The sequence below is a fragment of the Leeuwenhoekiella obamensis genome, from assembly GCF_055391795.1.
Map to the genome: position 1 here is coordinate 2,860,648 of NZ_AP029251.1, position 15,209 is coordinate 2,875,856.

Genomic DNA, 15,209 nt, shown 5'->3' on the forward strand with positions numbered 1-15,209 from the left:
TATGAGACTTACACTTAAAATTTGGCGTCAAGAAAGCGCAACCGCAAAGGGTAAAATGGTAGATTACCCAATTGACAATATTGACGGTGACATGTCTTTCTTAGAAATGCTTGATGTTCTTAATGAAGAACTTATCAATAAAGGTGAAGAACCTGTGGTTTTTGATCATGACTGTCGCGAAGGTATTTGCGGTAGCTGTAGCTTGCAGATCAACGGTGAGCCACATGGTCCAGACCGTCTTGTGACTACTTGCCAATTGCACATGCGTATGTTTAACGATGGTGACACCATCACTATTGAACCATTCCGTGCGACGGCGTTTCCTGTAATAAAGGATCTTGTTGTAGACCGCTCATCTTTTGACCGTATTCAACAAGCTGGTGGTTATGTATCTGTAAACACTTCTGGTAACACTCAGGATGCAAATAACATCCCAGTGCGCAAGGAGAATGCAGATCTTGCCTTTGATGCTGCTACTTGTATAGGTTGTGGTGCTTGTGTTGCCGCTTGTAAAAACGCAAGTGCAATGCTATTTACATCTGCTAAGGTTTCTCAATTTGCTTTGTTACCACAAGGTCAGATCGAGGCTCCAGAACGTGTTATGAACATGGTGCGCCAGATGGATCTAGAAGGTTTTGGTAACTGTACAAATACAGGTGCTTGTGAGATAGAATGTCCTAAAGGTATTAGCCTTGAGAACATCGCGCGTATGAACCGCGAGTATTTAAAATCTTCTGCAAAGAGATAGATCAAACAAATATTATATAGTAAATACCCTTCTTTTTAGAGGGGTATTTTTTTGGCTTAAAGCCAAAAGAAAAACCGCCCATCACCTGAGCGGTTTACTTATTTACCAGCGGTAAATATCTCCTTCAATTGATTTAACATCCCGCCGTTACCGGTCAAGGTTATTTCGCCAATCTTATCTGCGATCTGCTCCACAAATTCCATTTCTTTCAATTTGAAAAGCATCTCGTTCTCTTCCATCAACTTTGCAGTGTTGAGCAAGCTCCTTATGCTGGCCGTCTCTTCCCTACGGGTGATGACGTTAGCCTGAGCCTTCTTTTGTGCTATCAAAACCTGGTTCATGATCTGTTTCATTTCACCGGTAAGGATAACGTCTCTCATACCGCATTGCTTCAAGGTTACACCTAAAACTTCAGCCTCCAGTTTTGTTTGCTCAAAAACTTCTTGAGCAACCTCAACTTTGTTCTCAAGCAATTCGTCAAGCGTCATTTGACCTATGAATTTCCTCAAAGCCAACTGAACCATCACATACAACTGCTTCGTGAAGTTGCTGTTTTCTAGCAAGGCTTGCTTTATATTCACCACTTGGTAAGTGATGTCAAAGTTTACCCTGATTGAAGCCTTATCCTTAGTCAATAATTCTTGACCAGGCACTTCGGTTTGAACTTGACGCATATCTGCTTTCAAGACTTTTACAGTCTTCTCATTTTGCCAAAATCTGTACGTACCTCCTTCAAGGATTTTTACAAATTCATCGTTTACCATAAGCAGACCCTTTTCATGAGCAGCTACTTCAAAAACCCTGATTTGCTGACTCAAGATAAAGTTCTTGAACAGTATAGGATTGATGCTCTCTGTGATGTAAATCTTGCTTTTGTCAACACGGGTAAAGCTCCATGCTATCAGACCTTTAAAAAACATATATTCTCCAGCTTGTAGCAAGTTCACAAAAACTCCGTTCTTAAAAACAAGCACCATCTCGCCATCGCTCACGCGTATAACTTCTAGCATTGCTGCGAGCTTTTTGTCACGCAATAAAACTTCATTTGCAATACCAGCAGTAAACTGCAAGGCCATGCTCTTTTCAACCACATGTTCTGTAAGGCCTACCCAATGCATACCTTCAGTCAACACGCGCTTGTATTCTCCTTTTTTAAAGACCAATCCCACGGTACCGGCCCTTACTTGTACTCTTTTAAACATGATTTTCAACTTTAAATTAAACACTATGGATTTCTCCTTTTATCGCTTCTGCGAAAATGCCGGCCACTCGCAAAAGTTTATTTTTAAATAATTACTTCTTAATAAAACAATGCCACGACGCATCCTTGCCTTACGGCGGAACCCTCAAGGATCCTGAATCTTCCAGAAACTTTTCACTTTCAGATTTTTAAGTTCGAGAGCTTAAAATCCTATTCATTGAAAGTTGCCTTGCACATTCAGAATTGTCAAAGATTCAAGGCTGTGCAACAAGTGTTTACTTTTGGCGAAAGCCAAATAAAAACCGACGCACCGCGCATTGTTTTTGCAAATTCTCCCTTGCGGGAACAGAGTTACGGTCTGTCTCATGGTGGAGCAGTTTTATAAGATGCCCCAGCTTGCCGCTCTAACCAGTAGAGAACCTTAAAAGGGTTCTGCAGGAGTCGAACCTGCGCACTTGATTATTGATGTTCTACCTAACTGAACTATCCCAGGAATTACTCTGGGAGCGGGATTCGAACCCGCGACACTCAATGTTTGCGGATGCTTTTTATGGATAAAACACCCTAAAATCCTTTAAACCGCTGAACATAAAAACACCATACCCACGGGCAGCATTTTATGCAAGGGTGCAATACAGATACACCTCACAGGGCCGCTTAAAGTGGAACAAAAAGGAATCGAACCTTTATCTCCAGATTTTCAGTCTGGCGCATTGACCGCCTTTGCTATTGTTCCTGTTTAGAAGTAGGTGCAGGAGGGACTCGAACCCTCACCCTTTCGCCGCTGGCAAATGTTCTAGCCTTTGAACTACAGCACCTACTTCACCCCCTATTTTTTCTTCTTTCGGGATTTTTTTGACTTCTTCTTTTTTGGCATTTTTTTCTTGACTCGAGCCAACTCATTTTCTACAAAAGAGATAAAATCATTGTTCAAGCCTTCTCGTTTTGCCGTTTTAAATGAAGCTTTCGCCTGCTCATAAAGCCCTTGCGCTTCATACGCCTGACCTTGCACTAAATGCAATGCTGCCTTATCTGCGCCCTTGATGGTCAAGCCAAAATCAATCAACTTCTTCACCTCATCAAAGTCATCATTTATGATAAGCACACGCCCATACGCTGGGTAAAGTGCCGCATACTCCATATTACTAGCCATGGCCGCCGCATAATATTCTTTGGCTGTAGCCACATCGCGCAAATGATCGCTATAGATCCTGCCCATCAAGCAAAGCGCCTGCACATTATTTGCGTCATAGGACAACGCATAATTCAAGGATTCTACCGCTTCTTCAAGCTCGTAAGGATAGGCCGCAAGCGCCTTGATCAAATATGTATTTTGTATTGTTTCCACAATCTGTTACGTTTATTGTTATGGCTTTCGCCAAAAGTTTTTTGCTACGTTCCAGATCATGTGACAGCGGTTGCTGCCGTGCCGAAAGGGCATAAAAAAATCCGGAACTTTATCTATGCTCCGGATTTTTCATGAAGATAATGCTATCTAAGAAAAATACCGAAGCTGGTCGCTATGAAGATCGCGTTGCGCAATCCATCCTAAAGGTTTTGTATAAAACATCGCTTCGTTATTAATGATTTCTAATTGTTGTTTTGCATTGTGTTGAATGCGGTGCAAAGATGAACACATTTTTTAATTCCACAAACAATTTTTTAAATTTATTTTATTGATAATCAATAACTTAATTAATTTTAAGACAATAGATTTCCTGTCCGTTTATTGCGGATTTTCGTTCTATTTTCACCAACTTGATAGTCAATGGTTTTTGAACTTGGGTCGCTATGTGATCAAAAAAACTTCCTATTGATCTTTGATTAAAAAAAAACGCCCTGCAATTTGTTTTGCAGGGCGTTATCTATTCACATATGTTGTAAAATCTACATCAATCCTCTTAAATCATGAATACATAACGCCCCATACCAGTCAGTTTTTGCTGACCCGTAACCTATCTGCACACGCAGAAATGGAATGTTATGCATTAAAGTTTTGTTCATGATGCGGCAAATATTGCTCAAAATTAATGGGTTTTGCAACTTCAGACGCCTATTTGGAATCGTTCAAAGTGTTTTTAAGCACCATAATATCAATATTATGCTGTGACCAGCGCTCTTGTATTTCTTCAGGAACCGGAACAAAAACGTATGAAAAAGTACTCAAAACAATATCTTCATCACCATCATTATCTACATCTGCCGCGTCCACAAGAAACCAATTAGCATCCTGCACCTGCGGGAAGGTATAGGTTTTAAAAGTATCATCGCCTTGGTTTTGTAAAAACACAAAACTGCGGTCTGCATTATTCTCATAATCAGGAAATGTACTTACCGCCGCAAGATCAATGTCGCCATCTTTATCAAAATCACGAGCCATCACACGCGTCGCACCATGCATTGGGTAAAAGTAGCTTTCGCGAAAGCGCCCATCATCATTAAGATAAATACGTATGCCGTGATATGGTTTTGTAATAATACTCTTGTCTGCATTGTCGCCGTGCGCAGTGATGATATCCTGATCACCATCGCCATCATAGTCTACTAGTTCAAACCAACTGCTTCCCCACACAGGGCTAAAGCGCAATATTTTTTCTGCTCTAAACTGCAAATCTTCTTCTTGATATAAAACGGTGATACTCTCATCGCCTTGAGTTGTGAGCGCGATAAGATCAAGTTTACCGTCGCCATTCATATCACGATCTAAAACGCGCATCAATCCCGGTTGATATAAAATGCTGCGTTTTTTGTAAGTAGAATCGGTTTTTTGAATGAGCGTTAACTGGCCGGTAAGATGGCCAAATTCACTCACAATATATTCTTCGTTACCGTCATTATTAAGATCTGTGACAAGCGTATTCACCGGGCGATGCATACTATCAACTAAAGTTTTTTCGTCTTCTAGAAGTTCTAAAACACCTTCAGGCCTTTCAGCAGGATTCATAATGCCGATGCGTGTGAGCATTTCGCCTTGAGCGGTTTTATCATGATCTACAATGGGTGAACCTTGAAGATTTTTGGCGGAAGCCATATTATTTTTTGCATCATAGCTTACAAAATTGCCTTGCATGTCGCCAGTCATGATCTTGCCAGCATCTTTATCAAAACCCAAATAAGTGATCAACGCGCCCGGCTGCTCATCAAAAGCGACAGGCCGCGGTTCAAAACCGGGAATATTCATGGTTAACGCTGGCTGTTCAATAGCCGGCAGCGAGTCTGGTGCTTGCGACACAACATAATCTTCTATAAGATCCCAATCTTCTTTGCTAATGAGCGGCTGCGCAGGATACACATTGCTACGCATGCGCGCTTCCATCTCAGAGTTGCTCATCTTTTCATACGGGTTGTAATCGTGGATCTTGATCCCCATACGAGCCGCCATATCTGGTAGCACATATTTTTGCCATGTGGCCGCGGGCAGTTCATCTATCTGCGGGGCGATGTGGCAAGAAGCGCAATAATGGTTGTAAAGAGCAGCTTGTTTTTCAAGTTTTGTTTCCTTTTGGCATGCGCCAAAAACAAAAAGCACAGCCAGAAGCAAGGTTTTAAGAAGTCTAGTCATAGATTAAAGATAGTAAACAGCATAAAAGATAGGCGTTTAAATCTTACTAGGAAATTATGCTAGAATTTTGAGAAACACTTTTTGGCTTAAAGCCAAAACCCTCTAAGCAGAATCAGCGAGTAAATGAAGGGCTAATCTCAACTTCCAGTAAGGGATCTCCTCGTTGAAATACTCAAAATATGACCTAAGTTTTGTGCCGTCTTCTACTTTGTCTTGTGCATCGGCGATCTTGTCAAGATCTTCTTGATCTATCAATCCAGAAAAGTCAATGTCTTCTCCCGCTTCTGAAAGCTGTATCAAATGACTGAAAACAGTACTCACCGCCAGTGATCGCTCCTCTGCAATTTGCTCAAGATTGAGTCCGTTGTTGTAGAGTTCTGCTGTTTTTTGAGCGGTGGATTTAGATTTTTTTGCTTTTGGTTTGCTCTTTTTTACCGGAGCTTTGGGTTGGTCAAATTCTTTGAGCACTTCTAAGAATCGCTCACCATATTTCTCGAGTTTAGCCTCACCCACACCTTTGATATCTGCAAATTCTTCTAGCGTATGCGGAACTTGTTTCTCTAACGCTTTTAATGATGCATCACTAAAAATCACATACGCTGGGATACCATCTTCTTTTGCGATAGTGTATCGCAGTTTTTTAAGCGTATCAAGCACCGCGCTTTCGGGCTCTGTTTCTCTTATAAATTTTTCAGCTTTTGCATCTTCTTTTACAAGTGTTGCCAGTTGCACATTTTTACCCTCATACAGAATTTTACTCGCTAGCGGCGTGAGCGTGAGTCTACCATTTTCATGAAAATGAATTTCTAACACTCCTTGATTGATCAACTGAATGATATACTGCTGCAAATCGAGCCAAGCAATATCTTTTGCCGCTCCAAAGGTCTTTACTTGCTGATAACCTTTCTCAAAAACCTGAGCATTATTAGATCCACGAAGTACATCTACAACCATTGTGATAGACTCTTGCTCCTTAAGTCTAGCTACTGCAGAACATACTTTTTGAGCTATTATCGTGCCGTCAAAATACTGCGGAGGCGTTTTACAATTATCACAGTTACCACAATCTTGATACACGTGTTCACCAAAATAACCGAGTAACATTCTCCGGCGGCAATTCAACGCTTCAGCAAACTGCTTCATGCGTTCTAGCTTGGCCAACTGGTATTCTTCTTTTGCGCTACCCATCGCAAACTGACTGAGCTGCACAACATCTGCATAGCTGTAAAACATAAGCGACGTAGAAGGCAAACCGTCACGACCACCACGACCTATTTCTTGATAATAGCCTTCGATGTTCTTCGGCATATTATAATGGATCACCCAGCGCACGTTGCTCTTGTCTATACCCATCCCAAAGGCGATCGTAGCCACAACAATAGGTGTACGATCGTTGATGAAATCCTCTTGTATCGTTGCACGCTCTTCCGGCGAAAGCCCGGCATGGTAAGCCGCCGCGGCATAGCCTTTTGCCGTTAATTTATCAGCTAATTTTTCTGTGCCTTTGCGGCTCAAACAGTATATAATACCGCTTTCGGTAGGTCTTTTTTTGATGAAATTGAGAATCTGATTGATCCTGTTTTGCCCTGGGCGAACTTCTAGATAAATATTTTTCCTGTCAAAAGAAGACAAATGCACCCCAGCTTGCGGAATGTTCAATTGCACTTTTATATCCTCTTGCGTAGGCTTATCGGCTGTTGCAGTAAGCGCAATGACAGGAATGCCGGGAAAAACATTTTTAAGGTAAGCTAACTGTGTGTAGGCTGGTCTAAAATCATGTCCCCATGATGAGATACAATGCGCCTCATCTATGGCGATAAGATTAAGTTTTACTTCCTGAAGAACCGGTTGTAAAAGCGACAAACTCTCTGGCGCTACATAGATAAGATCAAGCGCATCAGTTCGCACTTTATCTATTATTTCCTGCTGTTCAGAGGCCGGCTGTGTACTATTATAATACGCTGCCGAAATACCATTAGCGCGCAACGCATCTACCTGATCTTTCATTAACGCAATTAGCGGCGAGACTACAATGGCGGTTCCTTCTAACGCTAATGCTGGTAACTGATAACACAACGATTTACCCGCACCGGTAGGCATAATCGCGAGGGTATCTTTCCCAGCCATAACATCGTTAATGATAGCCTGCTGACCAGCAAGAAAACCAGAAAAACCAAAATGTTTTTTCAGTAATTGCAGGAGTACAGTTTCATTCATAGTCATGGGGTTTTGCCTTAATGCACAAGATATAATTAATATAAAAGACAAAGCAAGCACAGCTTATCATAAGCGCAGTGCTTGCTTTGTTTACGTACAAAAATACCATTTTATTTACCTAACATCAGGAGTTCATCGCATACGATCTCTGTGATGTATCGCTTCTCGCCTTCTTTAGTTTCATAACTGCGAGAAGTAAGTCTACCTTCTATAGCCACTTCTTTACCCTTTGTCACGTAACTCTCAATAATGCCAGCGGTCTTACCCCAAGCCACAACATTGTGCCATTGCGTATCTGTGACGCGCTCACCTTTGTTATTCTTGTAAGATTCATTTGTGGCGATACTAAATTTTGCCAGCTTTTTACCTGAATCAAGATTTACAATTTCTGGGTCGTTGCCCAAATTTCCAATCAACTGTACTTTGTTTCTTAGCGTACTCATAGTTTTAAATTTTATCGTTAAACAATTGATACACTGCAAAGATGTGGCGGCATGCAAGCGATAGCCGGTAGTTACCGATTTACTTTCGTTTATAGTCGTTTACAAATGGTTGTAAATAATTGAATAAAATGAAAATGCTTGTATTTAAGGGATATGTGTATATTAGTGAGCAGTAAGATCTTGAATTGACTGAAGTGTGTTGATGCGCTTTACAATACAAAAAAATAAACCCAATAAATGAATCGAGCATATTACAAAAATTCAATATCAAGTTTTATACTTGAAGATAGAAATTCGATTCTTGGAAAACTGAGCATTAACCACACAAATAGACAACTTGAGGATCTTCAAAAAAATGCTTGGCTAAAGCAAATTGACATATTAAAAGACCAACTCAAAAGTTTGTCCGGCCAGATATATTTTGAATTTGCAATCCCAAGAATGGGTAAAAGAGTTGATAATGTCGTAATACTAGAAGACAAAATTTTTCTATTAGAATTCAAAGTTGGGAGCCAAAATTATAGTTTTCATGACCAAGAACAAGTTCTCGATTATACACTTGATTTGCAGAATTTCCATGAAGGAAGTCACAATGAAATTTTGATTCCAGTTCTAATTGCAACAAATGCTGAAAAGGTTTATAATTCAATCAATGACATTCTTGATCACAAAAAAGTAGCAAAATCTAACAAGGAAAACTTACGAGAAATACTCTTTAATTTTTTAGATCAAAAAGAATATTCTTTTGACCATCATAAATGGGGAACCTCTATTTACAAACCTACACCAACTATAGTAGAAGCCGCAAGAGCCTTATATAAAGGTCACAAGGTTGAAGAAATATCAAGATCAGATTCAGGAGCAATAAACTTATCTAAAACAGCAAATTGCTTAAACTCAATAATTGAAAATGCTAAAATCAATAAGAGAAAAGCCATTTGCTTTGTTACTGGTGTTCCAGGAGCGGGTAAAACTCTTGCAGGATTAAATATTGCTAATGATAGGATGAAAGCCGATGAAGACGAACATGCTGTTTTTCTTTCAGGCAATGGTCCTTTAGTAGATGTTTTAAGGGAAGCCCTTGCGAGAGACTTAGTGTTAAGTTCAAAACTAGAAGGAAGTCCAATAACCAAAAAATCTGCGCAAAGAGAGACAAGTGCTTTTATTCAAAACATTCACCATTTTAGAGATGAATACTTAAAACATGCCAAAAAACCGACAGAAAAAGTAGTTGTTTTTGATGAAGCCCAAAGAGCTTGGAATGAAAGTCAAGTTAGCTCATTCATGAGGCGTAAAAAAGGTATAGAAAATTTCAATATGTCAGAGCCAGAGTTTTTGATAGATGTAATGGACAGACATGATGATTGGTGCTCAATTATTTGTTTAATTGGCGGTGGTCAGGAAATAAATACAGGTGAAGCAGGTCTAGAAGAATGGATCAACTCACTAAAGAAAAGCTATTCAAATTGGGATATTTATTTTTCCAGTTCAATCTCCAGCAACAGCAATTATATGAAAACCCTTGAAACACGAAATTGGTTAAATCATAATGCAAACTCTGAAGGAGAATTACATCTTTCTGTTTCTGTTAGGTCTTTTAGATCAGAAAAACTCGCTGAGTTCATTCATAATCTACTTGAGTTGAAAGTTGAAGAAGCTTTTCACTTATACAGCCAAATAAATACAGTTTACCCAATAGTAGTAACTAGAAATCTTAAATCAGCTAAACAATGGCTGAATGCAAAAGCAAAAGGAAGCGAGAGAATTGGAATTGTGGCTTCCTCAGGAGCAAGAAGATTAAGAGCTTTAGGTATTGACGTTAAAAATGAAATTTCTGCACCCAATTGGTTTTTAAATGATAAGAATGACATACGATCTTCTTATTTCCTAGAAGAAATTGCCACTGAATTTGACATTCAAGGCCTTGAAATTGATTGGACTTGCTTAGCATGGGGAGCTAATTTCTATTTAAATAATAATGAATGGTATTATCAAAATTTCAAAGGGACTAAATGGCAAAACATCAAACAAGAAGTTTCAAAAGAATATTTAAAAAATACATATCGAGTTTTACTAACAAGAGCGAGACAAGGCATGATTATATATATTCCCGAGGGATCAAAAAAAGATTTAACAAGAGAATCCAAGTTTTATGACGAAACATATACCTATTTAAAACAAATCGGACTTAAGGAAATAAAGTAATAAAAGCGCAGTCAAAATTGTTTTCTGTAATCTGACCAAAAATAAAAAAATCATCTCGAAATTGTGATTTGGGCAATTCTATTTTACAGATTGAAATAACAATAAAAATATTAGCAGTTACACAAGTCAATATTTTAAAGGAAAGAGGATATTTCCGAATTTTAAAAATCTGTAAGTAGTGGTTTTTTTAGTATCTACTGCGCATCAAAGCTGCTAATAATTCATAGGTTTGATTCTAAAAAAAAGGGTGTGTAAAAGCCAACACCCACTACAATTCATTGCTGTGGTTTTCCCAACAGTTTATTTAGGCAACTTTACTATCTTTAAGTCTGGCATAATCCCGATTACTATATGGACTAGCGGATTTTCATGCAACGGAAGCATAGCCAAACCGTTAAAACCGATTAAAAAATGGGGCTTTTCGACATATTTAAAAACAAGAAGTCTACTCGACCTAATGACCACGAATCAACAATCGAAGGCCTTACAATCTTTTATCATGAAGATGATTACAGACAAGTTGAGATTGTCCCGAATGACAACCTTGCTATTTTGGAAGAAGAATCAAAAAAGGTGAATGACTTTGCCAATGAACATTTTGACGGCTCAGGTTATACAGACATTTATGTGCGGAGTGATGACAACAAAATTGAATTAAAGCAGCGATCAATAAAACCAAATGATCTAGAGCACAAACTTGAAATTCTTGGATTTGAAAGGTTGCAAAACGTAATAACGGGTTACGGACAAACTTATCGCAAACTACATAAGGATTGTATCGCTTTCGGTAAGGACTATTCGGCAATATACTATGACTTTAAAGACGAAATTGTGCAAGGCATTTGGATGACAAATCATTGGAGTATAGACAGAAAAAAGCTTTCTGAATGTCTTCATGAAATAGGGAAGAAATGGAACTTATTGCTTCAAGACTGGAACCTTAGCAAAACTGTTGACCTAAATAACAAACAGGCAATTGAAGATTATCTAGGCACTTATGAAGAAAAAAAGAAAACCGCAACTGACGGTTATACGAGATCTTTTTAAAGCATTAAAATGAACCGACTTCTCTTCATATTAGCCTCGCTATTATTTATAAGTTGTCAAACAGAGACCGAGCTTTTTGATGATGTAAATAAAATAGCTGAGTTTGATAGAGACTATGAACTGACTTTAATTAAATCAGGAAAGGAAAGTGGCTTTCTTGAACCAATGGCTGAATACAGCCTCTTTACGGTAGATACATCTGATTTCCGAAGCTTGGAAAATTCGGTATTGACAAATGACAATTTTAAAGAAGGTACATTTTACTTCAACATTGAGTTAAAAGATTACATCTACGAAAATGACCTCTATATAATTAATATGGCCCAATCATTAATTACGGATAACAAGTATGACAAAGTCTATTACCTCTATCTTTTATCAGACAGAAAAACCATTGCAATTTGCAAAGTCAACACATGAAGAAAAACCAAAGATCACTATTAATTCTAATAGCCCTGTTATCATGCTACATCGTTTTTATGCATTATGCTGAAAAAGTAAAAGATGAGTACAGTATTGCAACCATAATATCTTCGCAAATTTTTGACTTTAATTCCTTTAAATTAAAAGTTGATTCAAGCCTAAATATAAATGATTTTAAAGTTGTGAATCAAAATAGCGGTAATACAATTTTTGCTGATGGGAAAAAACTATCGGGAATTGATAATGAATACGGTCATCGAATTTTTGAATTGTATTATCAGGATCAAAAGCTATATGAATTTGGTCACTTTTCAACCAATAATTGGTACACATTTGACTACACCCTGAACCTAAGTAAAACAAATAACCAGATTGAACCTGACTTGAAAATAATGAATGGGGAAAATGAGTCTTATAATGACCTTTTTTACAAAAGGTTTGAACATAATGAAAGTGGAAAGCTCCAGAGAATTAGTTATTTAACTTTAGGGCACAAAGTTTATAGTGTAAAAGAAATTAATGATTAATGATTAAGTATTAATCCAATAATGACAATGGTTAATTACTTGTACTCGCCTATTTCAAAAGAATTTAAACCTTCACAATTCGGAGAAACTAAAAAAGTGTTTTTAAAAAATGGCTCATCAATCTCGACAAGGTGGAAAAAAGAAAATGAATATATAATTTGTTATAAACCGGGAAACTACACAGAATATTATTCTCCGTATTTCCTATTGAAATTTGAAAATAGAACATTAAAAAAAATGATCCCTTATCCAAATAAAAGATCATTTGCTTTTATGGCTATTATTCTAATTGGGTTTCTTTACTTCAATAAGGTTAAGTCTGAATTGTATTTGACACTTATTGTCTCGATGGTTGTTTTTATTCTTTTATTACAAATTATACTAGGAATTAAAGCCTATCATGTAATAAAGAACAATGTCTTATCAAAAAACTAAAACCCATACCTCACACCCAAGATAAGATTTCTACCCGGTGCAGAGATCCCAGAAGAATACGGGCGGTAACGCTGATCTGTAATATTTTCTAGTGCAGCAGTAAAACTCCATGTTTCACTTAAAGTGTATTGTGTTGAAAGATTTAACGTGTACCATGACGGCGCATAAGGGTTACCATTACCGTCTAGCGCATACAAATATGCATTGCCTTGCTGCGATGGCGCCAGATCATCATAATCAAACTGACCGTTATATTCCGCGAAAGCGTCAACCTTAAATTTACCTTGTTCAAAAACCAGATGCGTATTACCAAACAGCGGCGCTGCATGACGCACAGGCGCTTCTGTACCATCGTCTAATTCTTCGCTACCATTGATCCAGTTAAGCTGACTGCGCAAATACATACTCTCGCAAAACACGATCTCTGCGCCCAGTTCAAAACCGTATAACTCTGCCTGCGCTGCATTTTGTATCGCCTGCACGTTGCTAGGTTCTCCTTGATAATCTATAGTCGTTTCGCCGTTAAGGCTATAATCGCGACGCACCAATGCATTGTCTAGCTTGGTATAAAAAGCCGCGACATCCAGACGTACCATATCATTAAAATTGAACAACAGATCTACATCTGCGTTGTACGCATACTCTACCTTAAGATCAGGATTAGGCACAACCACACTACCCGGCTCGCTGTCAAATATCTTACCCACATCATCCACATTAGGCGCTCTAAACGCGGTAGAAAGATTTACTCTACCGGTAAAGAAATTGCTGGGCTGGTAATTCAGTCCCACAGAACCGTTTAAGTTCCCCGTGTTGATATCTGCCTCACTAAATGGAAAATCATAAAACGTATCGTCAAATTCGGCATTGAGCATCACCTGGTTATAGCGCAGTCCTGTATTAAGGGTTGTTGTTTCGCTTACGCGGAAATTACCACTAGCATACGCCGCCATGCTTTGCCAGGTCGCACCATCAGGATAACGACTTGCGGTAGGCGCAGTTTCAACATTGATAATATTGAGTTGATCACCATCTGAAGCTACGGTGTTAAGAACGTATTCTAAACCGTAAAAAAGATGATTTTCGCCAAAGTCTTTCTTTAAATCGAGTCCTAGTGAATATGCGTTTACTTTCTCGCTGGTGTTGAACAGAATATCTGATCCAAAATCTCTATCGTGTCTACTTTCCTCAAATGCCTGAAAAGCCGCTGTAAATTTGGCTTCGTCATAGAGATTTTCATATCCCTTTTTAGTGACTTGGAGGTTAGTTGAGAACCAATTCTGTGGACCGTAATACCACTCGGCAGCGCGTAATTGTCCATTTCGCGTACGCGTTAAACGATCATATCGCGGATAATCTGAAGTCGTGCTATAGATCACACCTAGATTAAAATCCCAGGTTTCGTTAGGCATAAAGCGCACTTTCTGCATCAGGTTAAGCATGTTAAACCCGGTAAATTTTTGCACTTTAGGATCATCATTGTTAACCTCAACATCTTCGCCGTTTATCCTTTTCACGTAAGTGGGACGCAAATAATCGTCTGGCCCTTGGCTCCCCATTTTAAGATCATCATAATCTGAATAGCTCACGCTGGTTAAAAAAGCCCATTGCTTAAGACCTATATTAAAGTCGGCATGTGCTGTTTTCTCATTATTTGCGGTAGAATATCTTGTTATCGCGTTACCGCTAAAAGCAATACCATCTTGAAAAGAGAACACAGGTTTTTTAGTATAAAAATTCATCACACCACCTATCGCATCGCTACCATAAACCACAGAACCTGGCCCAAGAATAACCTCTGTATTTTCTAACGCAAAAGGATCTACATTGATCACATTTTGCAGGTTACCACTTCTAAAGATCGCTGTATTCATGCGCACACCGTCTACCGTGATAAGCAATCTATTAGTAGAAAACCCACGGATCATAGGGCTACCGCCGCCCAACTGACTTCTTTGAACATACACTTCGCCGCTTCCCTGCAACATGTCTGCAGCGGTCTGCGGATTGCGAAAAGCAACATCCTCTGGTTTAAGTCTCAATACCTTTTGAGAAACTTCGCGATCATACTGCTCAAACCCTGAAACGCTTAAAACCACTGTCTCTAGTTCGCCAGTTTGCAAGAAGATAATACCTCCTGAGGCGAGGATCTTAGCTTTGGTTGTTTTTTTCGCTTCATGCGAAACATGAGAAATCGTGATCGCCTCATCATCACTAAAAGCGGTAATATCTGCAACACCATTTGCATTTGTGATGGCCGATTTGCTCTGGTCTGTATTCACCAAAGTAGCTTCAGCAATTGGGTTACCGCTAGATTGATCTAAGATCGTGACCTCCTGCGCTAAACCGATTTTGCAAATGAAAAAAGTGAGAATGAAGAGAAATTTTCTCATAAATGCTT

At 38.8% G+C, this 15,209-nt stretch carries 11 protein-coding genes and 2 tRNA genes; 5 read left to right on the forward strand and 8 right to left on the reverse strand.

All coding sequences use genetic code 11. From position 1 onward, the window contains the following. Position 1 precedes the first annotated feature (1 nt). On the forward strand, positions 2–748 hold the full coding sequence (locus tag ACZ5L8_RS12685; RefSeq protein WP_462600278.1) for a succinate dehydrogenase/fumarate reductase iron-sulfur subunit: 747 nt from the start codon (positions 2–4) through the stop codon (positions 746–748). A 98-nt stretch (positions 749–846) separates the two neighbouring features. Here the strand turns inward: ACZ5L8_RS12685 and ACZ5L8_RS12690 are convergent, their stop codons facing one another. The 7 genes from ACZ5L8_RS12690 to ACZ5L8_RS12720 all read right to left on the reverse strand — a co-directional run bounded on the left by ACZ5L8_RS12690 (position 847) and on the right by ACZ5L8_RS12720 (position 8,171). Then, complete coding sequence (locus ACZ5L8_RS12690; protein ID WP_464438009.1) at positions 847–1,950, reverse strand: slipin family protein; 1,104 nt, start codon at positions 1,948–1,950, stop codon at positions 847–849. 662 nt (positions 1,951–2,612) lie between these two features. After that, a tRNA-Phe gene (locus ACZ5L8_RS12695) sits at positions 2,613–2,685 on the reverse strand. Between the two features lie 11 nt (positions 2,686–2,696). After that, positions 2,697–2,767, reverse strand: a tRNA-Ala gene (locus ACZ5L8_RS12700). 11 nt (positions 2,768–2,778) lie between these two features. Next, positions 2,779–3,297, reverse strand: a complete 519-nt coding sequence (locus tag ACZ5L8_RS12705; protein ID WP_464438011.1) for a tetratricopeptide repeat protein — start codon at positions 3,295–3,297, stop codon at positions 2,779–2,781. 705 nt (positions 3,298–4,002) lie between these two features. Continuing rightward, entirely contained in the window at positions 4,003–5,511 is a 1,509-nt protein-coding gene (locus ACZ5L8_RS12710; protein ID WP_464438013.1) for an FG-GAP repeat domain-containing protein, read from the reverse strand. 102 nt (positions 5,512–5,613) lie between these two features. Next, a complete protein-coding gene (gene recQ, locus ACZ5L8_RS12715) occupies positions 5,614–7,728 on the reverse strand; it encodes a DNA helicase RecQ (RefSeq protein WP_464438015.1) in 2,115 nt (704 codons plus the stop codon). A 110-nt stretch (positions 7,729–7,838) separates the two neighbouring features. Continuing rightward, positions 7,839–8,171 (reverse strand): single-stranded DNA-binding protein, encoded by a 333-nt coding sequence (locus ACZ5L8_RS12720; RefSeq protein WP_462600273.1) that lies wholly within the window; start codon positions 8,169–8,171, stop codon positions 7,839–7,841. 237 nt (positions 8,172–8,408) lie between these two features. Between ACZ5L8_RS12720 and ACZ5L8_RS12725 the strand changes: the two genes are divergently transcribed. The 4 genes from ACZ5L8_RS12725 (at position 8,409) to ACZ5L8_RS12740 (ending at position 12,373) form a co-directional block, all read left to right on the forward strand. Continuing rightward, on the forward strand, positions 8,409–10,376 hold the full coding sequence (locus ACZ5L8_RS12725; protein WP_464438017.1) for a DUF2075 domain-containing protein: 1,968 nt from the start codon (positions 8,409–8,411) through the stop codon (positions 10,374–10,376). Positions 10,377–10,787: 411 nt separating this feature from the next. Beyond that, positions 10,788–11,423 carry a hypothetical protein gene (locus tag ACZ5L8_RS12730; RefSeq protein ID WP_464438020.1) on the forward strand — a complete coding sequence of 212 codons (636 nt, stop codon included), beginning with the start codon at positions 10,788–10,790 and terminating at the stop codon, positions 11,421–11,423. Between the two features lie 9 nt (positions 11,424–11,432). Further along, on the forward strand, positions 11,433–11,843 hold the full coding sequence (locus tag ACZ5L8_RS12735) for a hypothetical protein (RefSeq protein WP_464438022.1): 411 nt from the start codon (positions 11,433–11,435) through the stop codon (positions 11,841–11,843). Then, positions 11,840–12,373 (forward strand): hypothetical protein, encoded by a 534-nt coding sequence (locus tag ACZ5L8_RS12740; RefSeq protein ID WP_464438024.1) that lies wholly within the window; start codon positions 11,840–11,842, stop codon positions 12,371–12,373. Before ACZ5L8_RS12735 ends, ACZ5L8_RS12740 begins: the two co-directional genes overlap by 4 nt. A gap of 431 nt (positions 12,374–12,804) precedes the next feature. Here the strand turns inward: ACZ5L8_RS12740 and ACZ5L8_RS12745 are convergent, their stop codons facing one another. Further along, positions 12,805–15,201, reverse strand: a complete 2,397-nt coding sequence (locus ACZ5L8_RS12745) for a TonB-dependent receptor plug domain-containing protein (RefSeq protein ID WP_464438026.1) — start codon at positions 15,199–15,201, stop codon at positions 12,805–12,807. Between the last annotated feature and the right edge of the window lie 8 nt (positions 15,202–15,209).